The 24088-nt window shown below is 60.3% G+C and carries 25 protein-coding genes; 8 read left to right on the top strand and 17 right to left on the bottom strand.

Annotated elements, in window-relative coordinates:
• Window positions 1–37 precede the first annotated feature (37 nt).
• From EL18_RS16945 to EL18_RS16930, 4 genes are read left to right on the top strand one after another with little or no spacing between them, the layout of a single operon-like run.
• Window positions 38–1060 (top strand): branched-chain amino acid ABC transporter permease, encoded by a 1023-nt coding sequence (locus EL18_RS16945; RefSeq protein ID WP_036486981.1) that lies wholly within the window; start codon window positions 38–40, stop codon window positions 1058–1060.
• Window position 1061: 1 nt separating this feature from the next.
• Window positions 1062–2198, top strand: a complete 1137-nt coding sequence (locus EL18_RS16940; RefSeq protein WP_036486980.1) for a branched-chain amino acid ABC transporter permease — start codon at window positions 1062–1064, stop codon at window positions 2196–2198.
• Between the two features lie 10 nt (window positions 2199–2208).
• The gene (locus EL18_RS16935) at window positions 2209–2970 is read left to right on the top strand and encodes an ABC transporter ATP-binding protein (RefSeq protein ID WP_036486979.1); all 762 of its coding nucleotides are present in this window, start codon (window positions 2209–2211) and stop codon (window positions 2968–2970) included.
• Complete coding sequence (locus EL18_RS16930; protein WP_036486978.1) at window positions 2970–3716, top strand: ABC transporter ATP-binding protein; 747 nt, start codon at window positions 2970–2972, stop codon at window positions 3714–3716. Before EL18_RS16935 ends, EL18_RS16930 begins: the two co-directional genes overlap by 1 nt.
• A gap of 54 nt (window positions 3717–3770) precedes the next feature.
• Here the strand turns inward: EL18_RS16930 and EL18_RS16925 are convergent, their stop codons facing one another.
• The 6 genes from EL18_RS16925 to EL18_RS16900 all read right to left on the bottom strand — a co-directional run bounded on the left by EL18_RS16925 (window position 3771) and on the right by EL18_RS16900 (window position 9318).
• A complete protein-coding gene (locus EL18_RS16925) occupies window positions 3771–4595 on the bottom strand; it encodes an N-acyl homoserine lactonase family protein (RefSeq protein WP_036486977.1) in 825 nt (274 codons plus the stop codon).
• Between the two features lie 2 nt (window positions 4596–4597).
• The gene (locus EL18_RS16920) at window positions 4598–5614 is read right to left on the bottom strand and encodes an aldo/keto reductase (protein ID WP_051914457.1); all 1017 of its coding nucleotides are present in this window, start codon (window positions 5612–5614) and stop codon (window positions 4598–4600) included.
• Window positions 5611–5898: a putative quinol monooxygenase gene (locus tag EL18_RS16915; protein ID WP_036486976.1), complete on the bottom strand. Its 288-nt coding sequence runs from the start codon at window positions 5896–5898 to the stop codon at window positions 5611–5613. The genes EL18_RS16920 and EL18_RS16915 overlap by 4 nt, the downstream gene beginning before the upstream one ends.
• Window positions 5898–7445 (bottom strand): tripartite tricarboxylate transporter permease, encoded by a 1548-nt coding sequence (locus EL18_RS16910; protein ID WP_051914455.1) that lies wholly within the window; start codon window positions 7443–7445, stop codon window positions 5898–5900. Before EL18_RS16910 ends, EL18_RS16915 begins: the two co-directional genes overlap by 1 nt.
• 2 nt (window positions 7446–7447) lie before the next feature.
• Window positions 7448–8224, bottom strand: a complete 777-nt coding sequence (locus EL18_RS16905) for a hypothetical protein (protein WP_036486974.1) — start codon at window positions 8222–8224, stop codon at window positions 7448–7450.
• A gap of 83 nt (window positions 8225–8307) precedes the next feature.
• Window positions 8308–9318: a tripartite tricarboxylate transporter substrate binding protein gene (locus tag EL18_RS16900; protein ID WP_036486972.1), complete on the bottom strand. Its 1011-nt coding sequence runs from the start codon at window positions 9316–9318 to the stop codon at window positions 8308–8310.
• Between the two features lie 143 nt (window positions 9319–9461).
• Between EL18_RS16900 and EL18_RS16895 the strand changes: the two genes are divergently transcribed.
• From EL18_RS16895 to EL18_RS16885, 3 genes are read left to right on the top strand one after another with little or no spacing between them, the layout of a single operon-like run.
• Window positions 9462–10616 (top strand): isocitrate/isopropylmalate dehydrogenase family protein, encoded by a 1155-nt coding sequence (locus EL18_RS16895; RefSeq protein ID WP_051914452.1) that lies wholly within the window; start codon window positions 9462–9464, stop codon window positions 10614–10616.
• Window positions 10613–11644 (top strand): Gfo/Idh/MocA family protein, encoded by a 1032-nt coding sequence (locus EL18_RS16890; protein ID WP_036486970.1) that lies wholly within the window; start codon window positions 10613–10615, stop codon window positions 11642–11644. Before EL18_RS16895 ends, EL18_RS16890 begins: the two co-directional genes overlap by 4 nt.
• 13 nt (window positions 11645–11657) lie before the next feature.
• On the top strand, window positions 11658–12353 hold the full coding sequence (locus EL18_RS16885; RefSeq protein WP_036486968.1) for a GntR family transcriptional regulator: 696 nt from the start codon (window positions 11658–11660) through the stop codon (window positions 12351–12353).
• Window positions 12354–12381: 28 nt separating this feature from the next.
• On the opposite strand, the gene EL18_RS16880 is transcribed toward EL18_RS16885, so the two are convergent.
• The 7 genes from EL18_RS16880 to EL18_RS16850 are packed head-to-tail and all read right to left on the bottom strand — an operon-like array spanning window position 12382 to window position 18933.
• Window positions 12382–13377 carry a Gfo/Idh/MocA family protein gene (locus EL18_RS16880; RefSeq protein ID WP_036486967.1) on the bottom strand — a complete coding sequence of 332 codons (996 nt, stop codon included), beginning with the start codon at window positions 13375–13377 and terminating at the stop codon, window positions 12382–12384.
• The gene (locus EL18_RS16875; RefSeq protein ID WP_036486964.1) at window positions 13374–14261 is read right to left on the bottom strand and encodes a sugar phosphate isomerase/epimerase family protein; all 888 of its coding nucleotides are present in this window, start codon (window positions 14259–14261) and stop codon (window positions 13374–13376) included. The genes EL18_RS16880 and EL18_RS16875 overlap by 4 nt, the downstream gene beginning before the upstream one ends.
• A gap of 15 nt (window positions 14262–14276) precedes the next feature.
• Window positions 14277–15110 carry a carbohydrate ABC transporter permease gene (locus tag EL18_RS16870; RefSeq protein ID WP_036486962.1) on the bottom strand — a complete coding sequence of 278 codons (834 nt, stop codon included), beginning with the start codon at window positions 15108–15110 and terminating at the stop codon, window positions 14277–14279.
• Entirely contained in the window at window positions 15110–16027 is a 918-nt protein-coding gene (locus EL18_RS16865; RefSeq protein WP_051914451.1) for a carbohydrate ABC transporter permease, read from the bottom strand. The genes EL18_RS16870 and EL18_RS16865 overlap by 1 nt, the downstream gene beginning before the upstream one ends.
• Before the next feature lie 55 nt (window positions 16028–16082).
• Complete coding sequence (locus EL18_RS16860) at window positions 16083–17297, bottom strand: ABC transporter substrate-binding protein (RefSeq protein ID WP_036486958.1); 1215 nt, start codon at window positions 17295–17297, stop codon at window positions 16083–16085.
• Window positions 17294–18232, bottom strand: a complete 939-nt coding sequence (locus EL18_RS16855) for an alpha/beta hydrolase (protein WP_051914448.1) — start codon at window positions 18230–18232, stop codon at window positions 17294–17296. Before EL18_RS16855 ends, EL18_RS16860 begins: the two co-directional genes overlap by 4 nt.
• Entirely contained in the window at window positions 18229–18933 is a 705-nt protein-coding gene (locus EL18_RS16850) for a GntR family transcriptional regulator (protein WP_051914447.1), read from the bottom strand. The genes EL18_RS16855 and EL18_RS16850 overlap by 4 nt, the downstream gene beginning before the upstream one ends.
• Before the next feature lie 111 nt (window positions 18934–19044).
• Here EL18_RS16850 and EL18_RS16845 point away from each other — a divergent pair, with 111 nt between their 5' ends.
• Window positions 19045–20112 (top strand): ABC transporter ATP-binding protein, encoded by a 1068-nt coding sequence (locus tag EL18_RS16845; RefSeq protein WP_036486955.1) that lies wholly within the window; start codon window positions 19045–19047, stop codon window positions 20110–20112.
• Window positions 20113–20243: 131 nt separating this feature from the next.
• Here EL18_RS16845 and EL18_RS16840 read toward each other — a convergent pair whose 3' ends face one another.
• Genes EL18_RS16840 through EL18_RS16825 form a run of 4 tightly spaced genes read right to left on the bottom strand, consistent with a single transcriptional unit; the run spans window position 20244 to window position 24084 of the window.
• Entirely contained in the window at window positions 20244–21275 is a 1032-nt protein-coding gene (locus EL18_RS16840; protein ID WP_036486953.1) for a 4-hydroxythreonine-4-phosphate dehydrogenase PdxA, read from the bottom strand.
• A 3-nt stretch (window positions 21276–21278) separates the two neighbouring features.
• Window positions 21279–21998, bottom strand: a complete 720-nt coding sequence (locus EL18_RS16835) for a GntR family transcriptional regulator (protein ID WP_152553081.1) — start codon at window positions 21996–21998, stop codon at window positions 21279–21281.
• 2 nt (window positions 21999–22000) lie between these two features.
• On the bottom strand, window positions 22001–22912 hold the full coding sequence (locus EL18_RS16830) for a dihydrodipicolinate synthase family protein (protein WP_036486949.1): 912 nt from the start codon (window positions 22910–22912) through the stop codon (window positions 22001–22003).
• Complete coding sequence (locus EL18_RS16825; RefSeq protein WP_036486946.1) at window positions 22909–24084, bottom strand: L-rhamnonate dehydratase; 1176 nt, start codon at window positions 24082–24084, stop codon at window positions 22909–22911. Before EL18_RS16825 ends, EL18_RS16830 begins: the two co-directional genes overlap by 4 nt.
• Window positions 24085–24088 lie beyond the last annotated feature (4 nt).

Genomic DNA, 24088 nt, shown 5'->3' with positions numbered 1-24088 from the left:
GCCCGCCGCTCCCCTGCAAATGGACATGTAGAAGAAGATGGACCAGCTCGTCCTGCAATTGCTCAACGGCCTCGACAAGGGCGGTGCCTATGCGCTGATCGCGCTTGGCCTTACCCTCGTTTTCGGCACGCTTGGCGTCGTCAATTTCGCCCATGGCGCGCTGTTCATGATTGGCGCCTTCTGCGCGGTCGTGTTCAGCCGTCTCATCCAGCTCGAGACAGTTACGGTTGATCCCGACAAGCTGACCCCGTGGGGTTCTCCCATGGAGATCCGGACGCCGCTGGTCCAGGCATGGCTTGGCGACTTCGGCGCCTTTCTGGTGCAGTGGTCGGTGCCACTGTCCATCCTGATCGCCATTCCCGTGATGCTTCTGATCGGCATCGCCATGGAGCGCGGTCTCATTCGCTTTTTCTATCGCAGACCACATGCCGAGCAGATCCTCGTGACCTTCGGTCTGGCCATCGTCCTGCAGGAACTCGTCAAGGCCAATTTCGGTGCCAACCCGATCCCGATGAGTGCGCCTTCAGCCCTTGCAGGCAGTGCGGATGTGGGCGCCTGGCTTGGCTTCCCTGGCATCTATTATCCCTGGTGGCGTCTGGTCTATCTCGCCTTCGCCTTCGTGCTGGTCGGTGGTGTGATGGCCTTTCTGCGCTTCACCACCTACGGCATGGTGGTGCGCGCCGGCATGGAAGACCGCCAGACCGTCGGCTTCCTTGGCATCGACATCCAGAAGCGCTTCACGGTTGTCTTCGGCATCGCTGCGGTCGTGGCGGGTCTTGCGGGTGTCATGTACACGCCCATCGTTCCGCCGAACTACCATATCGGCATGGACTTCCTGGTGCTCTCCTTCGTCGTCGTCGTCGTCGGAGGCATGGGATCGGTGCCCGGTGCCGTCTTTGCCGGCTTCCTGCTCGGCATACTGCAGTCCTTCGCCTCCATGAACGAGGTGAAAAGCATCCTGCCCGGCATCGACCAGGTCATCATCTATCTCGTCGCCGTCGTCGTGCTGCTGGTTCTGCCGCGCGGTCTGATGGGACGCAAAGGCGTCATGGAGAACTGACATGGCCGCAATCCGCAACGACTACGTCTTCGTCGCCCTTTTCGCGCTCGTTGTTCTCACAATGCCGCTCTGGCTTGCGCCCTTTGGCGCCAGCTATCCGGACCTGATGCAGAAATTCGCGATCTACGGCATCTTCGCCATCGGCTTCAACATCCTGTTCGGCATGACCGGCTATCTGTCCTTCGGCCATGCCGCCTTTCTGGGTGTCGGCTCCTATGCCGCCGTCTGGTCCTTCAAGCTTCTGACCATGAACGCGATCCCCGCGCTTTTTCTGGCGGTGCTGGTCTCCGGCCTCTTCGCGGCGGCAATCGGCTTCATCAGCCTGCGCCGGTCGGGCATCTATTTCTCGATCCTGACACTTGCCTTCGCGCAGATGTCCTACAATCTCGCCTATTCGGTGCTCACCCCGATCACCAATGGCGAAACGGGCCTGCAGCTTGCCATCAGCGATCCGCGCGTAATCGACCGTGCACTTGCCGCACAAGGTCCGGGCATTCCCTCTCCAGGTCTCTTCGGTGACGGCTTCACCGGCATGGAAGGCTTCTATTTCTGCGCCGTCATCCTGATCGTCTGCTTCTTCATCGCGCTTCGCATCGACCGCTCGCCCTTCGGGCTGATGCTCCGCGCGATCAAGTCGAACCAGACGCGCATGATGTATACGGGCTTCAACACGCGGCCCTATGCGCTGACGGCGTTTGTCATTTCGGGCATGTATGCAGGTCTTGCGGGCGGGCTGCTTGCGGTCACAGACCCGCTTGCAGGTGCGGAACGCATGCAGTGGACGGCCTCCGGCGAAGTGGTTCTGATGACCATTCTCGGCGGGGTGGGCACGCTTGTCGGTCCCTTCATCGGTGCGGTCGTCATCAAATATTTCGAGAACATCTTCTCCGCCTTCCACGAGATGAAGCTGAACGCCATCTTCTCCTTCCTGCCCGACGGCCTAAGAGACTTCGTCGTCACCATCACCGCACCTTTTGTCGGTGAAGGATGGCATCTGACGCTTGGTCTCATCTTCATGGCGATTGTCATCTTCCTGCCCGGCGGGCTGATGGAAGGTGCACGTCGCATCAAGGCGAAATTCTCCGGGGGGCAACCGCCAAGTGCCGCGCGCTCCGAACAGCTCGCACCTGCGGAATAGGAACAGGTCCATGCCAGCAAACGCAGTGCTTCACGTTGCCGACGTGCACAAGAATTTCGGCGGCCTCCATGCCCTCTCCGATATCGATCTGCAGGTCGAGGAAGGCACCACCCACGCGATTATCGGCCCCAACGGGGCAGGAAAATCGACCCTTCTCAATGTGTGTATCGGGCGCATTGCGCCCAGTTCCGGCGCGGTCGTCTTTGACGGCGAGGTTATCACCGGCAAGAAACCGCACGAGATCAACCAGATGGGGATCGTGCGCGTTTTCCAGACGCCGGAGATCTTCCCCGATCTCACGCTTCTGCAAAACGTGATGGTTCCCGCCTTCGCCAAGCGCGATGGCTCCTTCACCGTCAACGCCTTCCAGAGCGCCAACAACCAGGCTGAAATCCGCGAGGAAGCCGAACACTGGCTGGCCGATGTGGGGCTTGATGCACAACGCGATACGATCGCGGCAAGCCTGTCGCGGGGCGACAAGCGCCGGCTTGAGCTTGCAATGGGCCTGGTCCAGCATCCGCGCCTCCTGCTTCTCGACGAGCCGACGGCAGGCATGTCACGCCACGACACCAACTCGACCGTCGATCTTCTGAAGAAGTTCAAGGAGCGCGGCATGACCAAGGTCATCATCGAACACGACATGCATGTCGTCTTTTCGCTCGCCGACCGCGTGACGGTTCTGGCCCAGGGGCGTATCATCGCCGATGGGAAACCGGAGGAGGTGCGTGGGAACCCGGTCGTGCAGGAAGCCTATCTGGGAGGAGCGCATTGATGAATGCAATGACAATGCCTGACACTGAAACGGCCACACGCACGCCCTTTTTCTCGGTGCGCGACATCCATGCCTATTACGGCGAAAGCTATATCGTCCAGGGCGTGAGCTTCGAGATCAACGAAGGCGATATCGTCGCGCTTCTCGGACGAAACGGGGCAGGCAAGACCTCGACGCTGCGCACCCTTGCGCGCGCGACCGATCCGGAACTGAAGGGCGGCGAAATCTGGCTCGGCGACACGGCGATCCACAAGCTCAAGGACTTCCAGGCTTCCAATGCCGGCATCCAGTTCGTGCAGGAAGATCGGCGCATCATCCCCGGCCTCACCGTGGAGGAAAATCTGCAGCTTGCGCAGATCGCCGAGCCGAAGGGCTGGTCGCTTGAAAAGATCTATGACCACTTCCCGCGCCTGGCCGAACGCCGCAAGCAGGAGGGCGTCACGCTTTCAGGCGGCGAACAGCAGATGCTGGCGGTTGCCCGCGCACTCGCCCGCGATATCAAGCTTCTTCTCCTAGACGAGCCCTATGAAGGGCTGGCACCTGTCATCGTACAGGAGATCGAGAAGATCGTGCGCCAGATCAAGGATCTTGGCATCACCACGATCATCGTCGAGCAGAATGCGGTTGCCGCCCTCGAACTGGCCAACCGCGCGCTGATCCTCGACATGGGCCAGATCGTCTATGACGGCACGGCCGCATCGGTTCTGGAAAACGCAGAACTGCGAAACGAGTATTTGGCGCTCTAGGCGCCAGACGCTATCGGACAAACCTGCCTCTCCCCATGGGGCGAGGCATCAGGCCTAAGCCTGCCCCGTCTGCTGCAGGAAATCGGCTGCGGGTTCGACATCCAGCCGGTTGACGGTCAGCTTGTTGCTGGAAGCGACGAGCGGGAACAACTTGCGCACGAGCGGGTCGTGGCCGGGAATGATGAGCGACGGGCCACCCGCGAGCTGCGGCAGAAGCTCGAAACCATCCAGCATGGCTTGGCTGTTTTCCACGATGGGGAAAAGCTTCTTGCGCAGGAAGTTCTCGTAGTAATGCGAGGCGTCGGACGCCAGCACGAGCCACCCTCGCGCGGTCTTCACACGCACACATTGCAGTCCGCGAGAATGGCCACCGACCGCATGAACTTCGATACCCGGCGCAACTTCGCTGTTTCCCTCATGGAAAACGACCCGGCCCGAATAGACATGGCGGACCATACCCACCACATGCTCAACGCTGAAAGGTGCCTGTAGCACGCCGTGACACATGCAGGGACCGGTGGCGAAGGCCATCTCAGCAGCCTGCAGATGGAAGCGGGCATTGGGGAAGTCGCCAAGCGATCCCGCATGGTCGTAGTGCAGATGGGTGATGATAACCGTATCGACACTTGCCGGATCAATGCCGAAATCGGCAAGGCACTTCGCCGGTGACTGCAGGATCGGCCGGCCCCTGCGCCTGGCTTCTACCTCGTCATAGCCGGTATCGACAACGATGACGCGATCGTCGTTGCGGATGACCCAGATGGAATAGTCCATGTCATGCGGGCTTGCATGGTCATCGTCGAAGAGGAAGGAGTCCGCGCGGGTGCGCGTGTTGCGCTCGGCATATTTCAGGGCAAAGACTTGATATGTGTCGTGCATCCTCATTCCCCCGGAAATGAAACCTTGCGCCCGTAAAGCGGTGCACGCGGGTCCCAATAGTTCGGCACGGGCGTGGTGCCCGGCGAACAGAGCGCGCTAAGAAAGGCCTCGTCGTCGGCATCATAGGGCGCGTTCACCGCGCCCAGATAGGCTTCAAGTTGCTCCAGCGTGCGGGGACCGATCAGCACGCTTTTGACGGCGGAATTGGCGAGCACCCATTGAAGTGCCAGATGCGCCGGGGTCCGGCCTTTGGTATCGGCATGATCTGCTGCCCTTGCGGCAAGTTCAAGCGTGGCCGGATGAAACTCGGTCTCAAGCATGCGCTTGTCGCCGCGGGCCGCGCGCGAGCCTTCGGGCGTGCCGGCACGGTATTTGCCGGTCAGCACACCACGGGCGAGCGGCGAATAGGGCACCACCCCGATGCCGAAATGCTGGCATGCGGGAAGGTAGTCGGCTTCCGCCATGCGATTGAGCATGTGGTAATAGGGCTGCGCGGCAACAGGACGGGCAATGCCGGCACGATCAGCCAGCCGCACCATCTCCACGATCTTCCATGGCCGGAAATTGGAAACACCCCAGAAGCGGATGATCCCTCGCTCCAGTAGCGCACCAATGGCACCCATTACTTCATCGAGTGGCGTAAGGTTGTCGTCGTGATGGAGATAATAGAGGTCGATCACCTCGCATTGCAGCCTTTCGCGTGAAAGTTCTGCCGCGCGGCTGATCCATTCCGGTGAGAGACCTCCACTGCCTTCCACACCGGGAAGGGGGTTGCCGCATTTCGTGGCGAGAACCACGTTCTGATCGCGACCGGCAAGCAGCCTGCCCAGAATCGACTCTGAACGCGTACCCGCATAGGAGTCAGCGGTATCAATGAAGTTGCCACCCGCCTCCAGGTAGCGATTCAGTATGGCGGCAGAGGCGGCTTCGTCTGCCTGATCGCCGAACATCATCGTGCCAAGGCACAGGCGTGACACTTCCGGGCCCTTCGGAGCCAGTTCGTTGCGCGGGAGCATCATGCCTTCGCGCTCCAGGTCAGTACCTTCTTGTCCGCAACCCAGTCCGCGACCTCCGCATCGAATGACTTGAAATGCTTGCTCGCCAGATGCGCGTCGAAGGCTGCCCGGTCGTCATAGATCTCGTAGAGGAATACCTCGTTCGGGCGCTCTGCATCCGTCCATACATCAAAGACGGAGCAGCCGGGTTCCTTCTCAAGCGAATCCCTGGCCTGCTGGACCACGCGCTTTTCGAACGCCGAAAAATTCTCTGCGTGAAGGCGGAAGGTGACGGCGACACAATACATCAGGCACTCTCATTGTTGGCAGGCAGGACTGCGGGTGCTTTCCGCCTGAAAAAACGGCTTGCCGCGCGCTTCACGGCGGGGATCTGCGACAGGATCAGAAGCAGGTTCAGGACGACCAGTATGGCCGCACCCGGACGCGTTATGAAAGTGCTCAGATCACCGTCAGAGACCAGAAGCGAGCGCCGGAAGGTCTCGTCGAAGAGCCCGCCGAGGATCACGCCGATCACAAGCGGTGCAATCGGATATTCCATGCGGATCAGCGCGAAGGAGACAAGGCCGACAACGACCATCAGGAAGAGGTCGTTGACCCCGCCGCCGACCGAAAAGGAGCCAATCGTGGTGAGCACCATGACGATAGGCAGAAAGATCGTCTGAGGCAGGCGCAGAACGGTGATGAATACCCGCGCCATGAAGAGGCCAAGCACGAACATGGTGAAGGAGGCCAGCACCAGAATGGCAACGATGCGAATGATGAGCATCGGGTCGATGGTCGGCCCCGGCGTCACATTGTTGATCATCAGCGCGCCAAGCAATGCGGCTGCCGGCGGTGAGCCGGGAATGCCGAGCACGAGAAGCGGAATAAGCGCACCACCGATACAGGCATTGTTCGCCGTCTCCGAAGAGAGCAATCCCTCAAGCGAACCCTTGCCGAACTTCTCCGGTTCCTTGGAAAAGCTTTTACCCACGCCATAGGATACCCAGCCGGAGACATCCTCACCAACGCCGGGCAGCGAGCCGATGCCAACGCCAATTGCGCCGGAACGTGTGATGGTGGGGAGGTATTTCCGGATCTTGCCGAAACTTGGCACTATGCGCCCGATCTGGATGGGGTTCGCTGCCTGTGCACCTTCACGCAGGCCGTAAAGGATCTGCGGAATGGCAAATGCGCCCATCAGGACCGGAACGACCATGAAGCCGGAGAGCAGATAGGACCAGCCGAAGGTGTAGCGCTGCTCAGACAGGATAGGGTCAAGTCCGACCATCGCCATTGCCAGTCCGATAAGCCCCGCGATCCAGCCCTTCACCACGAGATCGGAGCTCATCAGTGTGCCGGACACGAGAATGCCAAACAGGGCGAGCAGCGCCTTTTCGGGCGACGCAATCTGCTTGGATACCGCCATCAGCACCCAGACGAAGATCAGAAGGCAAAAAGTGCCGATCATGGTCCCGATGAAAGAGGCCGTGGTCGTCATGCCGAGCGCTTCGCCGCCCCTGCCCTGCCTGGCAAGCGGATGGCCATCCATCGCGGTTGCGGCAGACGCGGCGGTGCCGGGAATGTTCAACAGGATTGATGGATAGGAGCCGCCATAGATCGCACCGACATAGGCGCCAATGAGCGCGATAAGCGATTGCTCGACCGGAAACTTGTTGCCGAAAAAACCGGTCAGGATGGTGACCGCGAGCGTGGCTGTGAGGCCCGGTAGTGCGCCGAAAATGATACCAAGCGCGACCGAGCCGACGAGATAGAGATAGGTGACCGGATCAAGCGCGAGTTCGGCGAAGATCATGCCGAAGCTTGCGAACTGGGACAGGAGGAATTCGAACATGATCAGCCGCCCTTCTTCCCCGAAAGCCAGGGCCGGACATTGACGTAATACTGGTACTCGATCTGCTTGAAGAAGAGACCGGTGCGGTTCGGCACGTTCTGCCGGAAGCCGAAAGCCATGGCGACGATCAGCAAGGCTGGCACAAGAAGCGCCACGAGCGGTGCGGCTTTCAGGAAGCCATCCGGTTTCTCGCCAGCCATGCGGATGTCGATGAACATGGTGATTGTGAGGACGAAGAAGGCGGCCAGCGCCAGCCAGTCGTCATCATGCGGCGTGTTCCATTCCGATTGCGGGAAGTGGAAAAGCAGAGCGTAGATCGACGGAATGAGAACCGCGACAAGCGCGATGAAGGTCGCGCGCGGACGCTGAACATGGAAGCCATAGGTCAATGCCAGAATGACCAGCGCGCTGCCGATGATGAAGTCTACGCGCGGGACCAGGCAGAAGATGTAGCAAAGCAGGATCAGCGCCACCGCTCCCATGCGGCCAGCCGATGACGAGAACATCCAGTCGCGCACGGCCTGCACCTGAAGCGCATTGGGCGCCCCGCCCTGGCGGATTGCGGTGAGCAGAAGGCTCAGGCCCAGAAGAAGTATGGCCGCGAAGATGCCATAGGGAACAAGGGCCGCCGAATTGTACCACTGGCCCGATTCAACGCCTGCGGCATTGGCGCGGAAAAACGGGATCTCGCTCGTCTTGTAGAGAAAGAAGATGCTGATCGCGATCAGCACAAGAGCCGTCCAGAAATCCTGCTGCCGCAGCCTCGTCTTGTCTTGCATTACCAAGCGCCTCTGCTTGTCAAAAGATCACTGCACCGGGCGCTTCAAACACCCGGTGCAGACGCCCCCGCATCACATGGCGGTCAAGGCTTGGGAATACCCAGTTCGGCTGGATCGACTGCGGCAGAGTCCAGCTCCTTCAGTGTCCAGGCGAAGTTGCTTTCAAGCTTGGCGAACTGCTCGGAAGCTTCCGCACCTGCAAGGCCGGACAGGTCGTAATAGTTCGACGCGGCCCACTCCTTCACCTTTTCCGACTGCATGGCCTTGGCAAAGGCTTCCTCAAGCACCTTCTTGGCCTCATCCGGCGCATCGGCCAGAACCGCAAAGCCGATGGCCTGCTTCAGCGGAAGATACTTGGAAAGGTCCGAATAGCTGTCGAAGGCGGACGGGATCTCCGTGCCGTCAATATCACCCTTTTCAGGAACAAGCATCGCGAGCGGCTTCAGCTGGCCACCCTTGATGAGGCCCTGCTGCTCGGCAAGCGAAGTAACGATTACGTCCACTTCACCGGCAACGGCTGCTTCCTGTGCAGGACCTGAGCCACCGTAGGGCACGAATTTGAACTTGGCACCGGTGCCATTCTCCAGCGCAAGCAGGTTCAGGTGGTGGATCGAGCCGGCACCGGAAGCCGCTGCAGTAACCGAACCCGGCTCCTTCTTCGCGGCTTCGATCAGCGCTTCCAGGCTCTCATATTCGGAATCTGCCGTCACCGATATCAGATCCGGCGAGCCACCGACGATGAAGGGATGCCAGACATCGAACTTCTTGTCCCAGCCGCCCTGCACGGCAGCGGTTACGTTGGATTCGGAAATGCCTGCAAGCGTGTAGCCATCAGCAGGCTGGTTCAGCACATAGGTCATGCCGTTTGAGCCGGCGACGCCGCCGGTGGTGTTGGTGACCGTGATATTGACCGGCAGCTCCTTTTCCATCTCCGCCATGATCATGCGGTTGATGGAATCGGTACCCCCGCCTGCACCCCAGACAACGACGGTCGTGATGTCGCGATAGGGATATTCCTGCGCCTGCGCAGGTGCAGCCATGACGGCAGCCGAAAGGGCTGCAAGCGCACCCCAAGTTCCAAGTCCGAGCTTCATTTCGGTTCCTCCCGAGATTGCGTTCAACACTTGCGCGGCGTCAGCCACATCACAAGGTCATAAATTGCGTATGCATTAATTTATGCATTGTCAACGACATTGTTTGCCGATAAGTCTGCGGTGAAATCGGAGGACGACGATCGATGAGTGTTTCAAACCCACCTTCTGGCAGCACCAACGGGCGCAACGCGCCGCCGCGATTTTCAGTGGCCGTGTTCGAAGGCGATGGCATCGGGCCGGAAATCATGGCGCCGACGGTGGATCTGCTGAGCGAGGTCGCCGCAGCAAGCGGCGCTTTCGGGCTCGATTTCACATCGGTACCCGCAGGCGCGGGTCATTATCGTGACTACGGTGTATCCCTGCCTGAAGAATCGATGGAAATCGCCCGCAAATCAGATGCGATACTTCTATCGGCCATGGGCCTTCCGGAAGTGCGCTACCCCGACGGCACGGAGATTTCTCCCCAGATCGAGTTGCGCATGGAGCTTGGCCTTTTTGCGGGCGTCCGCCCGGTGCTTATCCACCCCGGCCAGGGTTCGCCGCTGAAGGTCGCTGAAAAGAAGGGCTTCGATTTCGTCATCATCCGCGAATCCACCGAAGGCCTCTTCGCCTCTCACGGCAAGGGCCGCGTGAATGGTGACCAGTCGGCGGAAGAAACGCTGGTCATCACGCGCGAGGTGTCGGAAAAGCTTTTCGAGTTCGCCTTCAATCTCGCGCGTCGCCGCAAGGAGACGGGCAAGGGCCCCGGAAAGGTGCATTGCGTGGACAAGGCCAATGTCTTCCAGGCCTTCGCCTTTTTCCGCAAGATCTTTCACGAGGTCGCCGAGCGGCATACCGACATCGAGGCGCAGACGGCCTATGTGGACGCAACGGCGCTCTGGATGGTGCAGCGGCCCGAGATGTTCGACGTGATGGTGACGGAAAACATGTTCGGCGACATCCTGTCCGACCTTGGTGCTGGCATCATGGGCAGCCTCGGCCTTGCCCCATCCGCCGATATCGGCCTCGACAGTGCGGTCTTCCAGCCCTGCCATGGCAGCGCGCCGGATATTGCCGGAAAGGGTCTTGCAAACCCGCTTGCCATGATCCTCTCTGCATCCATGATGCTGGAATGGCTTGGACATGAGCATGGGGTAGCGGAAATGCTCGATGCATCCGAACGGGTGACGGCTGCCGTCAATGACGTGATCGGCGAAGGCCGCATCATGACGCCCGATCTCGGCGGCAGCGCCAATACGGAAGCCGTTGCGGGTGCTGTTCTGGAAGCCTTCAACCGTCGACTCAAGGCCGCAGCATGACGCTTTCGGTTGCCGTCATAGGTGCAGGCTATTTTGCCGGCTTCCATGTTGAAGCCTGGCAGCGCAATCCGGACGTCGCACTCAAGGCGCTTATCGATCTTGACCGGCGCAAGGCTGAAAACCTTTTGACGGAACATGGGGCAAGGCAGGCAGTTGTGGCGGAGCGCCTGCCCGAGGAGGGCGGATTCGACATCATCGACATCGCTGCTCCGCCCGTCGCCCATGCTGAACTGGTACGTCAGGCGCTTCGCACCGACGCACGAGCGATCATCTGCCAGAAGCCCTTTTGCACCTCGCTTGAGGAAGCCGAAGCTGTTACCGACGAAGCGCGGAAGGCTGGCAAGCTGCTCGTGATCCACGAGAATTTCCGCTTCCAGCCCTGGTACCGCGTCATGCGCCGCGAGATCGAGAACGGGCGCATCGGGCAGCTCTATCAGGTGACCTTCCGTCTGCGCCCCGGCGACGGACAGGGAGCGGAAGCCTATTTGTCACGACAGCCCTATTTCCAGAAGATGGAGCGCTTCCTGGTGCACGAGACCGCGGTGCACTGGATCGACACTTTCCGATTCCTGTTGGGCGAGCCGGAGGATGTGTTCGCCGATCTGCGCAAGCTCAATTCGGTGATTGCCGGCGAAGACGCCGGCTATTTCATCTACCGTTTCGGCGACGGAAGGCGCGCGCTCTTCGATGGAAACCGCCTTGCCGATCACGCGGCCGACAATCCGCGCCTGACCATGGGCGAATGCCTCGTTGAAGGCAGCGAAGGCACGATCGCGCTCGACGGTTTCGGCAGGCTCACCTCACGCAGGCGCGGTGCGAAGGAATGGCAAGAAATCCCGCTCGAATTCGACAAAAGCCGTTTTGGCGGTGACTGCGTCTATTTCCTGCAGCAGCATGTTAGCGATCATCTGCTCAACGGCAGCGCCATCGAGAATGATGCCGCTTCCTATCTGCGCAATATCCAGATCGAAAACGCCATCTACCATTCCGCCGAGACGGGCAGCATGGTATCGCTTGGGCCGAAATAGGGTTTCAGGCTTCATGGGCGAGACGCTTTCGACCACAACACCGGAGAACAAGCCGCAATCGCAGACACAGCGTGCGGTGATGCTTCTGCGTGAGATGGTGATCTCGAACAAGCTCCTGCCCGGCTCCAACCATCTGGAGGCGGAACTGGCCGAAATGCTTGGCATGTCGCGTACGCCCGTGCGTGAAGCAGCCATCATTCTTGAAGGTCAGGGGCTTGTGGAAGTGCGCCCGCGCCGCGGCATCCGCATTCTGCCGATCTCGCCCAAGGACATGGAAGAGATCTATTCGATCCTCACCGAGCTTGAATCGCTTGCCGCGCATGACCTGGCCCTAAAGGGTCTGAGCGAAGATGAGCTCGACGAGTTGCGCAGCCATATCGATGATATGGAGAAGGCGCTTGGGCGTGATGACCGCCAGCTCTGGGCGCAGGTGGATGACCGCTTCCACCGCCGCCTGATCCAGCTTGCCGGCAACAGGCGGCTCGAAAGCATCGTTTCAACCTATTCCGACCAGGTGCATCGCGCCCGCCTGCTGACGCTCTATATCCGCCCTGCTCCGCACAAATCCAACGCCGACCACCGCGCTCTGGTGGAAGCCATTGCCGCCGGCAAGGCCGACGAGGCCCGCGAAATCCACCGCCAGCATCGGATAAAGGCCAAGGAGCTCATGATCGAGCTCATCGCCTCCCACGGCTTCAGCGCGATCTGAACCAGCCCCTACCGGTCACCGGCAGAATCTATACGTCAATCTGCGCTATCATGCGCTCCAATCGCTCCATCGCCCGGACGCCATCGCCAATGTCCGGCGCCGAACGATCTTCGCCCTTGAGAACTGCGGCAGCATCGGCAAGCAGCGCTGCATAGCCCTTGTGATCCTCATTCGCGGCTGCTGTGAAATTGGGCCGCCAGACCATCGTGTCGCAAGCCGGATCGAGCGTGGCAGCTGGATCATCTGCCTTGAATGGCGGATCCCGGTAGAGAGCGACATCGATCACATTGTCCACATGAAGGCGCGCGTGATCGCCCATGATGCGAATTTCTTCCATTGGCGTACCACGGGACTGGATCGTGCCCATCACGATATTTCCAATCGTGCCGCTATTGGCCGTGAAATTAAGATGCAGGAGCAGCTTGCCCGGCGTGGGGGAAACGGCGCGCACATTCATGTCGCCGAAGTCCTCGCCCATGAACCAGGGGATCAGGTCCATATAGTGGACGCAGTGATGCAGGAAGAACCCGGTGTAGTCCGGTTCCCCGACGAAATAGGTCGGAGCTGTCATATAGGTTGCGGTTACGCCATGGATCGCGCCGAAATTGCCACCTTCAATCACGTTGCGGGCGATCTTGTTGCCGGTCGAGTACCGTTTCATGAAACCGGTGACCACCGGCTTGCGGGCCTTGACGGCTGCGGCAGCAACCTGCCGGGCACCTTCGGCCGTCGCAGCAGGCGGCTTTTCCTGAAAGACGGGGAGACCCTTGCGAAGAGCGGCAATGGTTGCGGCTTCGTGCAACTGCGGTCCCACCGCCATGCCGATCGCGTCTAGGCCCGGCGCGTTGATGAGTTCGCGAAAGTCGCCGAAAGTGGCACTCACTCCATATTCGTGGGCAGTCCGCGTCAGTGCGGCATGGTCCTGATCGCACAAAGCCGCGATGCGAATATCGTTGCGTCCAAGTTGCGGCAGAAGCATCTGCCGTGCATGACGGCCGCAACCGATCCAGCCAATATTGATCATTGATCCACTCCTGCCAGCGATAGCGCATTGCGGATTACGCCCAACCCGGCGCGCAGCTTGGGGCCCTCATCCTCACGCGGCGCTCGCCAGTGGGCTATGGGAAGCGCGACCCGGTCGTCTGCACGACGGAACGGTTCGAGCGAGATCGGGCCCGCGTAACCGACCTGGTGGAGCGCACGCATGATTGCAGGCCAGTCGAGGTGCCCCGTCCCCGGATGGCCACGGTGATTTTCGTTGGCCTGAAAATGAACAATTCGGTCGCCCGCCAGGCGGATCGCATCGGGAATGGAGCGGTCTTCCATGTTCATGTGGAATGTGTCGAGCATCACGCCAAGGCCCTCATCATTCACCGCGTCGACGACCTCCACACATTGGCGTGTCGTGGAAACGATGTCGGTCTCGAACCTGTTCAGCGCCTCCAATGCGAAGGTCACGCCGGCAGCCCTTGCACGTGGAGCCACTTGCGACAGACCTGACACGGTACGTTCGGCACGCACCGCTATCTCATCATCGCTGCGTGGCACCGGAGGGCGCCCGGCAAACACCATCGGCTCGCCATAAAGCGGGCCGCCGACGATCCTTGCGCCCAGTTCTGCGGCCACATCGACCGTATGCTTCAGGTAGTCCAGTCCACCGGCGCGCGCTGCCTCATCGTCGGAGGCGATGGAGCGTTGCGGATTTACGCGGGCCGCCAATACGAGAAAAATCCCGGCATCTTCGGCAGCCTTTCTGGCATCCGACAAGGGCAGTTTGTCCTCGGGCTCGGGAACAAGCAGTTCCACGAAATCGAAACCAAGATCAGCCGCGCGGCTGAAATAGTGCAGGTCCGCGCCCGTGAATGGCCGCGTGAACTGCATGGAAATGATACCTATAGGGTTTTCCAAGATAATATCCTTTTCCTAGCCTTTGACTGCGCCCTGAGTCAGGCCCGAGATGAGACGTCGTTGCACCAGAAGGAAGAGCACGGTGGCAGGCATGGCACCGACAATGCCGCCCGCTGTCAGCAAGCCCCACTGCACCTCGTATTCACCGATGAGTGTCTGCACGGCCACAGTGATGGTGCGCACGTTCCGTCCGCCGAGTGTCAGTGCGTAGAGATATTCGTTCCAGGCGGTGATGAAGATGTAGATGCCCGTGGCAATGATGCCCGGCATGCAAAGCGGCAGGACCACCCGTCGCAGCGCCTGCAGACGCGTGCAGCCATCCGTCATTGCAGCCTCGTCCAATGAGCGCGGAATGCCGTTCATGTAGCTGACCATCATCCAGATGGAGAACGGTATGGCGATGGTGGAGTTGGCGATGATCAGGGCCAGATGCGTATCCAACAGCCCCAGGACGCGCATGAGGACGAAGAGCGGCAGGATGAGAAGCACGAGCGGGAACATGTTGATGAGCAGGAACTGCAGCATCAGGATGCGTTTGCCGCGAAAATTGAAACGCGAGAAGGCGTAGGCGGCTGTCACGCTGAGGGACAGTCCCACCGCTACCGTTCCCAGTGCAACAATGAAGCTGTCCAGCAGATTTGAGCCGAACCCGACAGTGCGGAACAGGCGGGAATAGTTTTCAAGCGTCGCGTTCCAGATGGAAGGGCCTTCGGTGAACAGTGTCGCTTCATCGCTGACCGAGGTGAGAAACATCCACAGATAGGGGCCGAGCGTGAATATCAGGATTGCGAGCATCGGCAGCTCGACCAGCAATATCCGTTTATGCAGGGGACGCGTGTGAAGGGCCATCAGTCCATCGCCTTTCTGGTACGCCGGAGATAGAACAGCACGACCACCATGAGCAGCATCGTGAACAGGACTGCCAGAGCTGATCCGTAGCCGAAATCGAGATTTGTGCGCGCCTTGACGAAAGCGTAGAGCGGCAGGGTATAGGTCGCGTAGCCCGGACCGCCGCCGGTCATGACAAAGATCACGTCGAAGCTGTTGGCGACCCAGATCATGCGCAACAGCACGGCGGTCATCATCACACCGGATATTCCGGGCAAGGTGATGTGCCAGAACTGCCGCCACGCCGACGCGCCATCAATGGATGCCGCCTCGTAATAGCTGCGCGGGATCGACTGCAATCCCGCAAGGATCATGACCGCGAAAAACGGGAAACCCTGCCATGTCAGCGTCAGGATGATCGCTGCAAGAGCCGTATCGGGATCGGCCAACCAGGGCACGGCACGCTGTATGAGCCCGAGACGCAGCAGGAACTCGTTGGCCACCCCGTAATTGCTGTCATAGATCCACACCCACATCAGTGCGATCACGACCGATGGCAGCGCCCAGGGGATGATGATGAGGGCACGTGCGACCGGGCGCCAGGGAAAGTCCTGATTGAGCAGAAGTGCCGTTATCAAGCCGAGCAGCAGCTGCGCTGGAATGGTCGTGGCCATCCAGATGATGGTATGCCTGAGCGAAATCCAGAAGACCTCGTCCTGAAGCGCCGCCTTGAAGTTTTCCAGCCCGACCCAAACGAAATCGTTCGGCCGGAAGAGCACATATTCGTGGAGGCTCATCCACGCCGTCTGCACCATGGGCAGGAAGACGATGGCAAGCGTCACCAGAACGGCTGGCGTGAGCATCGCATAGGGCATGATCTCGCGCGCGAGGTTCCGGCGCGGCCGCGATGGCCCCGCTAGTACGGTTAGGTCACTCATGAATTTGCCTCGGCTTTGATGGCGGAGCGCTTGGGCGCGCTCCGCCCTGAACGCTCTACTTCGCGAACAACTCGCTGATCTCGGCATTCATCTCTTCTGCCGTGATCTCACCTGTGAGCGCACGTTGCATCGAGACCGGCCATACCGTGTTCACGAAATCGGAGGTCTCCGGCACGTTCGGCAAGAGTTCCGCGAAGGGAAGGCTGTCGACAGTGGCCTTCACGAAACGCTGCGGATGCAGGCTCCAGTTCTCGCTGTCAGCCTTGACCACGGGGAGCTGACCCGTCGCTTCGTTGAAAGTGGTGTTGTTACCTTCCGAAGAAAGGAAGGAGATCCACTTCCAGGCTGCTTCCTTGTCTTCTGCACTCGAAAGAATGGCGGTGCTTTCGTCGCCAAAGCCGGTCCAGCGGCCACCACCACATTCCGGTACGGGAGCGGCACTGACCTTGTCGCCCAGTGCTTCAACCATGCCGTTGGCACTGCCGATATGGTGGATGGTCATCGCGGTCTTGCCTGCCTTGAAGGCGCCGATGATCTCCTGGAAGCCATCATTCGGTGCGGATGGAGGGAACACTTCGTCCTGACGGAACAGGTCAACGACATACTGCGTGCCAGCCACTCCCGCTTCCGAATCCAGTCCTTCTTCCAGCGTGACGCCTTCACGCGAAAGCGTAAAAGTGGCCCAATGATCGTGCCCACCCTTGCCGCCGCGCATTCCGAAACCGTAGGTATCGATCTGTCCGTCCCCGTCGGTGTCGCGCGTCAGGGCTTTCGCCGCCTCACGAAACTCGTCGCAGGTCTTTGGAACGGAAAGACCCAGTTCCTCGAACATGTCGGTCCGGTAGTAGAGATACAGGACCACATATTGCACCGGAAGATAGTAGTGCTTCCCGTCGGGGCCCTTGGTCAGTTCCAGTAGATTGTCCTGGAGGTTTGCGGTCCCGTCCCAGCTCTCGAGCATGGCATCAAGAGGTTCCAGCGCTCCCATTTCGGCCAGCCGCGGCAGAGCGAACATCTTCACCATCGCGGCATCAGGTGCATTGCCGCCGATGATCGAAGTGTAGAGCTGGTCGTAATAGCTGTTCCACGGCACGTTTTCCGCTTCCACGGTGATGCCCGGATTGGCAGCCTCAAACTTTTCGACCAACGCATCCATGGGGTTGTCTGCATTGTCGAAGTGGTACCAGAAGCGCACGGTGCTGTCGGCATGCGCCAACCCGGCACTCAGGGCCATTGCTGACGCGAGCGTCAGGACTTTAAGCATTCTCATGATATCTCCTCCCTGTTGTGCGTGCTGCGAAACTCGTGCGGCACGTCTTTGAAAAAGGCTCCCGCCTTGCGGAAGGCTTCCCTCGCCTCCGGAAGAAAAGCGCCCATTTGCATGAAGCCGTGGACCACGCCCTCCACGTGATCGAAACGGTCGGAGCGCCCAAGCGCCGCCAACCTTTCGGCCAATGCCTCGGTGTCCGAATGCAGCGGGTCGATTTCCGCCGCGTTCAGGTAAAGTGGTGGAAGCCGCGACAGCTGTGCATCGCTGGCACCAAGCGGTGCGACCTGTGGATCGCCGCGCTGTTCGTGTGAGGCATACCAGTCCCAGTAACGCATCATCTTCGCGCGGCTGAGACCCGGACCATCCGCGTATTTCCTGTAGGACGGCGTGCTGAAATCGGCTCCGTAAACCCCGTAGAACAGCAGCGCGCACTCGGGCAGGTCTTCCTGTTGCATCTGGAGCATCGCAGCAAGCGCAAGATTTGCCCCGGCGCTGTCACCCGCCAGCGTCCAGCGGCGATCACGACTGCGTGCCGACCACGCTTCAAGCACATCCTGCAGCCCTGCCGGGAACGGGTGCTCGGGAGCCAGACGGTACTCCAGGCTCAGGACGGGTGCCTCGCAGGCAAGCGCCAGCCTGCGCGCGGCACCTTCGTGGGTTGCAGCCGAACAGAACGCCCAGCCGCCTCCATGAACGTAAAGTATCACCCTGTCGCCAGACCCCTTCGGAGGCACCACCCATCGGGCGGCCATATCGGCAATGGAAACAGTTCTGGCTTCGGCCATCTCGGGGAGGTTTTCGTTCCACCGAAGATTGCTCAAGGCGGCAAGGGCGCGCCCCTGGAACGCGGGCAGCGTGGTAGGATCGGGCAGGCCTGCATCCTCTACGGAAAGCCTGTCGAGAAGCGCCTTCATACCGGGACTGGGCGCGCTCATCGGGCACTCCCCTCGCCCAGGGTCAGATCAGGCCCTAGATCCACGATCGTGGCGATGTGGTGCGACAGAACCTGATGCAGCCCGCCTTCATCGCGCTGCTCCAAGGCAGCGATGATCGGCAGATGACGCTCGGCTGTCTCGACCAGCGCCCGGTTGGGCTTCGAATTCAGGATCTTGAACCGGTGATTGTGAATGAGGCAGCGCGCCAGGATCGGCGTGACCAGAGCCAGGTCCGCTGTCTCGAACAGCGTGAGATGAAATGCCCGATCATGGACGGACAGACGGTACTCGTCATTGTCGCGCGCGGCATTGCGCATTCCGTCGAGCAGCTCCCGCAACCGTGCGAGAAGCGCGTCATCGGTGCGCTCCAGCACGCGGGAGAGATAGCCGCACTCGACTTCGCGCCGTATCTGAAGCAAGGCCCGCGCATCGTGACTTCGACAGGGAGCGACGCGGGTACCGCGATGTGGCTGCCGATTGACAAGTCCTTCCTCGCTCAGCTGCAACAATGCCTCGCGTACGGTCCCCTGACTGCAATTGAAGCGTTCTGCCAGATCAAGCTCCGTCAGCACCTGGTCGGGCTTCAGCACGCCAAGGACGATTTCTTTCTGCAGCGCGACAAACACCGCGTGGCTACGCCGATTGGACTGCCGCGGGACGAGATCAACCACCTGGGCACTGCTGAAGGTTTCGACTGCCATCGTAACGCTCCTCCCTGGAACTTGAGGATGGGGCTTGCTTCCATTATCAATATCGATAACACTCTTATTATCGATAATGCAACCGTCAACTTGATGTTGGGAGGAGCGGGCATGGCAGAGATCCGAATGAGCCGGATCGTCAAAGACTACGGGACCGTCCGGGCGATCCATGGTGTGGATCTCGATGTGGCAGATGGCGAGTTCGTCGCTTTCGTGGGTCCGTCCGGCTGCGGCAAATCCACGATGCTGCGCATGATCGCGGGCCTGGAGACGATTTCGGACGGCGTGCTGCGCATTGGCGACCGCGTGGTCAACGAGATGGAACCGCGCGACCGGGATGTGGCCATGGTCTTCCAGGACTACGCGCTCTATCCGAACATGACGGTCGCGGAAAACATCAGCTTTGGCCTGAAAATGCGAGGCTGGAGCGCTGACAAGATCCGACCGCGAGTGGAGGAAGCGGCCGAAATGCTGCAGATCGCGCCCTATCTTGATCGAAGGCCGGGACAGCTTTCAGGTGGCCAGCGGCAGAGGGTGGCCATGGGGCGCGCGATTGTTCGTGAGCCTTCCGTCTTCCTCTTCGATGAGCCCCTTTCGAACCTCGATGCGAAGCTGCGCGTCGAGATGCGCACCCAGATCAAGCGGCTGCACGCCCTGTTGCAGACCACCACCATCTATGTGACGCACGACCAGACCGAGGCGATGACATTGGCCGATCGCGTCGTGGTGCTGCGCGACGGGCATATCGTGCAGGAGGGCCCGCCAATCCAGCTTTACAACAGGCCGAATTGCCGCTTCGTGGCAGAATTCATCGGCTCTCCACAGATGAACCTGTTTTCCGGCATTGTCGACCGATCGGGTAGCCGGCCCATCTTGCGGGTGGGAGGCGCTTCACTGCCCCTGGGCGAGATCGCTGCAGCCGATGGGCAAACGCTCGATGTGGGTATCAGGCCGGAACATTTCGCTCTCGGATCGGCAACAAACAGCATCACGGCGACGCTCGAGGTGGAGGAACCGCTCGGCTCCGACACGATGGCAATCTGTGCGTTCGGCGGACAGGAACTGACTGCACGTCTCGCCCCTGACGTTCATCTCAAGCGCGGCGAGCAGATCCCGCTGAACTTCGATCCAACCCATCTGCACTACTTCGCAACGGATGATGGGCGCAGGCTGCAATAGCAGCCGCATCAATCGAACCGGCGCTTTACCTCCTTCAATACAAAAAAAGCCCCGCGGACCGGCAGGTCGGCGGGGCTTTGAGTTGGCGCTGGTTTCACCGCGGGAGAACGAACGGTCTGCGCTTCAGGGTCTTATGCGGTAGCTGCTTCGCGGGTGCCGGACATTTGCTCCCGGTCCCAGTTCTTCACCATGTTGCAGGCAATCTGGAAGGCGGCTTTCATCGCGCCGACATCGGCAACACCCTGCCCCGCGATATCGAAGGCGGTGCCGTGGGCCGGCGTGGTGACGGGCACGGGCAAACCGCCCTGGACAGTAACGCCGCGGTCGAAGCCAAGCAGTTTCAGCGCGATCTGGCCCTGGTCGTGATACATGGTCACCACCGCGTCCAGCTCGCCCCGGGTCACCTTCAGAAAGACCGTATCCGAGGGTGTCGGCCCTTCCACCGCCATCTGGCTTTCGGCCATTTCGCGCACAGCAGGCTCGATCACGTCGATCTCCTCGCGGCCGAAATTGCCATTGTCACCTGCATGAGGATTGAGTGCTGCGACCGCGATGCGCGGGCGCTCATAGCCGGCGCGGCGCAGGACATCATGGATGAGATGGGTTGCTTCCTTGATGCGCTCGCCGTCGATCACGTCGGCAACTTCACGAAGCGCGATATGGCTCGTCACGCGGCTCGTCCACATGCCGTCAAGCGTGTTGAGCTCCGAGATATAGCCGGTGGCTCCAAGCTTCTCCGCCATGTAATGAAGCTCGTCCGCATGGCCGATGCCCGCCAGATGCATGGAGGCCTTGTTGAAGGGCGCAAAGCATATGGCGTCGATCACGCCCGCCTGGACGAATTCGAGCGCCTGATCGAGAACCTTGAGCGTGGAACTGCCGGAAGCTTTTGTGTTCTTCGCGATCTCGACCTCGTCCGGTGCGATGGTCTGCATCGGGTGAAAGGCGAAACGGGGCGTTTTCGTCCAGTCTTCGCTCGCCGCATCCACCTCGACCATCAGATGGCTGAGTCCAGCCTGCTCCTGGCCGCGTTCGAAGACATGCCTGTCACCCAAAAGCAGGATGTCGGCATCTGCAGTGCAGTTTTCCGAAAGCAACCGTGCGCAGAGTTCAGGCCCGATTCCGCTCGGATCGCCAGGTATAAGGCCAATTTTCGGGCGCATGATCTATTCCTTTTCCTTTGCCGCGCGCCGTTCTTCGAGCGCTACGGAAATGTTCGTCACGGCTGATCTGAGATGTTCACGCAAGGCACCTGCGGTTGCCCTGGCATCGCGGCGCTTCAAGGCGTCGACGATGGCTGCATGTTCGGCAAGCGTCTGCTGGCGGCCGTCGCTGCGTCGCGAGGATACGAAGCGCGCCCGCCACAGACGCGCATTGAACCGTGCGTGGGTCTCGATAAGGGCGCGGTTTCCGCTTGCCTTGATGATCATCTGATGCATCGCCATGTCGGTGCGGAAGAATTCCAGGGGCTCGAGTGTATCGGCCCCAGCCGCCATCTTCTGCTGGAGGTCGACGATATTGTTCACTTCCTCGTCGCTCGCATTGGCGCAGGCAAGTTCGCCGCCAAGCGCTTCAAGCGCCCCCATGACGACGAGGTTCTCTGTCACTTCTTCCAGGGAAGGATCGGCGACATGCGGTCGGCGCGTTACCGAATATTCGACCAGCCCATCCTGCTCCAGGAGCGTCAGCGCACCGCGCAGGGGTGTGCGGCTGATGCCAAGGGCGGCAGCCACGTCACGCTCCGAGATGCTGGCCCCGGGTGGAAGCTTTTCCAGCAAGATGAATTCGCGCAACTTGTCGGCGGCGATCTCGACCAGCGTCGCGCGCGGGCGCTGCAGTTCCAGATCGCTTCCCTGAAGGTCTGACAATGCGGAATTCGTGACCACGATCATTTCCCCCAGTTCAGAACCACCGGATCCAGTGGCCGGATGAGACGCAAGAGCAGGTCCCGCGTCTGCGGATGCAGCGGCGGTATCGGATGACGGCAGAATTCCGAACGGATCACGCCGCCTTCAACCATTGCAGCCTTGGCCGAACGGAAACCGCATTGGCGGTTTTCGTGATTGATGGCAAGCGCCACACGTTCATAGGCCGCGATCATTCCGTCGCGGTCGCCGGCGGCATGACGCTCAAGTACCGGCTTGATCTGGTCCGGGATCATGGCCGATGTCATCGTGCCGGTGGCACCCGCCTCGAGGTCGGCCAGGAGCGTTATCGCCTCCTCACCGTCGAACGGACCTTCAATGGCATCACCGCCTTCGGCAATCAGCGTGCGCAGCTTTGCTGCGGCCTGCGGACACTCGATCTTGAAAAGCTTCACCATCTCGATCTCGCGCGCCATCCTCACCAGAAGCGGCACGGAGAGCTCGACGCCCGAAAGCGGCGCATCCTGCACCATGATAGGAATGCCCACTTCGCCCACGCGGGCAAACTGCTCGAAGGTCTGCTCCGGCGTACCCTTCAGCAGCGCGCCATGATAGGGCGGCATCATCATCACGATATCCGCGCCATTTGCCTTGGCGTGGGCCGCGCGATCCACCGCGATATCCGTTGCGTAATGGCTGATCGTGACGATGCAGGGAAGACGTCCCGCCAGATGCTTTAGCGAAAGCTCCGTCAGCTTGCGTCTTTCCTCGTCGGAAATCAGGAACTGCTCGGAGAAATTGGCGAGGATGCAGATGCCGTCATTGCCCTGATCGACCATGCAGTCGATCACCCGTTTCATGCCCTCGTAGTCGACGCTGCCATCCTCGTTGAAGGGTGTCGGCGCAACCGGCCAGATGCCGCTATAGGTCGTCATTCCGTGATCTCGAAATTGCTCAGATGCTTGTCGGTGATTGTGATGCCGAGCCCCGGCTTGTCATCGTCAAGCTGCAGGAAGCCGTCCACAGCCTCCGGGTCACCCTCGAAGATATAGTAGAACAGCTCGTTGCCTACTTCGACGTCGTGCACCGGGAAATACTCGGCGATCGGGCAGTTCACGTTCGACATGGTCAGGTGATAGTTGTGGGCCTGTCCGGCATGCGGGATGACGGGGATCTGGGCTGCTTCGGCAATGGCGTTGATCTTCTGCGCCGCAGTGATGCCACCCACCCGATTGGTGTCATATTGCAGGACGCTGACGGCCTTGCGCCGGATCAACTCGGCACAGCCGATGACGGAAAATTCGTGCTCGCCGCCGGAGATCGGAACACTGCCCATTGCGTTAAGCTCGGCATAGCCTTCCACGTCATCGGCAATGACCGGCTCCTCGACCCAGCGCGGCTCGTATTTCTCCAGCTTGGGCAGCATGCGCTTCGCGTAATCGAGGTTCCAGCCCATATAGCATTCAAGCATCAGGTCGTTGTCGTAACCGATGACCTCGCGCACGGCCTCGACACGCTTGAGATTCTCGCGCATGCCCGGCATGCCGTCCTTCGGGCCGAAGCCGAAGCGGGACTTGTAGCCCTTGTAGCCATTCTTCATGGCTTCCTCGGCCTCACGCTGCATGCTCTCGATCGGTCCTGCATAGAGCTTGGAATAATAGACCGGGATCTTGTCCTTTGTCCGTCCGCCCAGAAGCTTGAAGACCGGCTTTCCGACCAGCTTGCCCATCAGGTCCCAGATGGCGATGTCCACCGCCGAGATCGCGGTCATGCCGATGCCCTTGCGGCCCCAGGCATGGCTGCGCCGATACATCTTCTCCCAGATATAGGCGTAGTCGAACGGGTCTTCGCCGATAACCAGCGGTGCATACCATTCGTCGATCGCCTGCTTGACGACGGTCGGCGCCAGGGCCGCATTGCCGATACCGATCGTACCGTCCTCGGCCTCGACCTCGCAGGTCAGCCACTGGTGAAAGCGGAAGGAGGCCATCGCGTCACCCTCGATGCGCAGGGCATCCGAAGCATTTGTGCAGAAATTGCCGGTGGGCGGAACGGTCGGCCCCTTCCAGGTCCAGACACGCGTGCGAACGGATTTTATCTTGGTCATGAAA

Source organism: Nitratireductor basaltis, from assembly GCF_000733725.1.
Lineage (GTDB): Bacteria > Pseudomonadota > Alphaproteobacteria > Rhizobiales > Rhizobiaceae > Chelativorans > Chelativorans basaltis.
This window is presented reverse-complemented; position numbering and strand designations above follow the sequence as displayed.

Bases quoted from the DNA above. Each gene is read 5' to 3' on its own strand.
- EL18_RS16925 (WP_036486977.1), bottom strand. From the start codon at position 4,595: ATGCACGACACATATCAAGTCTTTGCCCTGAAATATGCCGAGCGCAAC.
- EL18_RS16890 (WP_036486970.1), top strand. From the start codon at position 10,613: ATGACGCTTTCGGTTGCCGTCATAGGTGCAGGCTATTTTGCCGGCTTC.
- EL18_RS16885 (WP_036486968.1), top strand. From the start codon at position 11,658: ATGGGCGAGACGCTTTCGACCACAACACCGGAGAACAAGCCGCAATCG.
- EL18_RS16920 (WP_051914457.1), bottom strand. From the start codon at position 5,614: ATGATGCTCCCGCGCAACGAACTGGCTCCGAAGGGCCCGGAAGTGTCA.
- EL18_RS16915 (WP_036486976.1), bottom strand. From the start codon at position 5,898: ATGTATTGTGTCGCCGTCACCTTCCGCCTTCACGCAGAGAATTTTTCG.
- EL18_RS16840 (WP_036486953.1), bottom strand. From the start codon at position 21,275: ATGCGCCCGAAAATTGGCCTTATACCTGGCGATCCGAGCGGAATCGGG.
- EL18_RS16910 (WP_051914455.1), bottom strand. From the start codon at position 7,445: ATGTTCGAATTCCTCCTGTCCCAGTTCGCAAGCTTCGGCATGATCTTC.
- EL18_RS16860 (WP_036486958.1), bottom strand. From the start codon at position 17,297: ATGAGAATGCTTAAAGTCCTGACGCTCGCGTCAGCAATGGCCCTGAGT.
- EL18_RS16880 (WP_036486967.1), bottom strand. From the start codon at position 13,377: ATGATCAATATTGGCTGGATCGGTTGCGGCCGTCATGCACGGCAGATG.
- EL18_RS16865 (WP_051914451.1), bottom strand. From the start codon at position 16,027: ATGAGTGACCTAACCGTACTAGCGGGGCCATCGCGGCCGCGCCGGAAC.
- EL18_RS16830 (WP_036486949.1), bottom strand. From the start codon at position 22,912: ATGACGACCTATAGCGGCATCTGGCCGGTTGCGCCGACACCCTTCAAC.
- EL18_RS16850 (WP_051914447.1), bottom strand. From the start codon at position 18,933: ATGGCAGTCGAAACCTTCAGCAGTGCCCAGGTGGTTGATCTCGTCCCG.
- EL18_RS16930 (WP_036486978.1), top strand. From the start codon at position 2,970: ATGAATGCAATGACAATGCCTGACACTGAAACGGCCACACGCACGCCC.
- EL18_RS16905 (WP_036486974.1), bottom strand. From the start codon at position 8,224: ATGCAAGACAAGACGAGGCTGCGGCAGCAGGATTTCTGGACGGCTCTT.
- EL18_RS16870 (WP_036486962.1), bottom strand. From the start codon at position 15,110: ATGGCCCTTCACACGCGTCCCCTGCATAAACGGATATTGCTGGTCGAG.
- EL18_RS16900 (WP_036486972.1), bottom strand. From the start codon at position 9,318: ATGAAGCTCGGACTTGGAACTTGGGGTGCGCTTGCAGCCCTTTCGGCT.
- EL18_RS16945 (WP_036486981.1), top strand. From the start codon at position 38: ATGGACCAGCTCGTCCTGCAATTGCTCAACGGCCTCGACAAGGGCGGT.
- EL18_RS16940 (WP_036486980.1), top strand. From the start codon at position 1,062: ATGGCCGCAATCCGCAACGACTACGTCTTCGTCGCCCTTTTCGCGCTC.
- EL18_RS16935 (WP_036486979.1), top strand. From the start codon at position 2,209: ATGCCAGCAAACGCAGTGCTTCACGTTGCCGACGTGCACAAGAATTTC.
- EL18_RS16845 (WP_036486955.1), top strand. From the start codon at position 19,045: ATGGCAGAGATCCGAATGAGCCGGATCGTCAAAGACTACGGGACCGTC.
- EL18_RS16895 (WP_051914452.1), top strand. From the start codon at position 9,462: ATGAGTGTTTCAAACCCACCTTCTGGCAGCACCAACGGGCGCAACGCG.
- EL18_RS16855 (WP_051914448.1), bottom strand. From the start codon at position 18,232: ATGAGCGCGCCCAGTCCCGGTATGAAGGCGCTTCTCGACAGGCTTTCC.
- EL18_RS16825 (WP_036486946.1), bottom strand. From the start codon at position 24,084: ATGACCAAGATAAAATCCGTTCGCACGCGTGTCTGGACCTGGAAGGGG.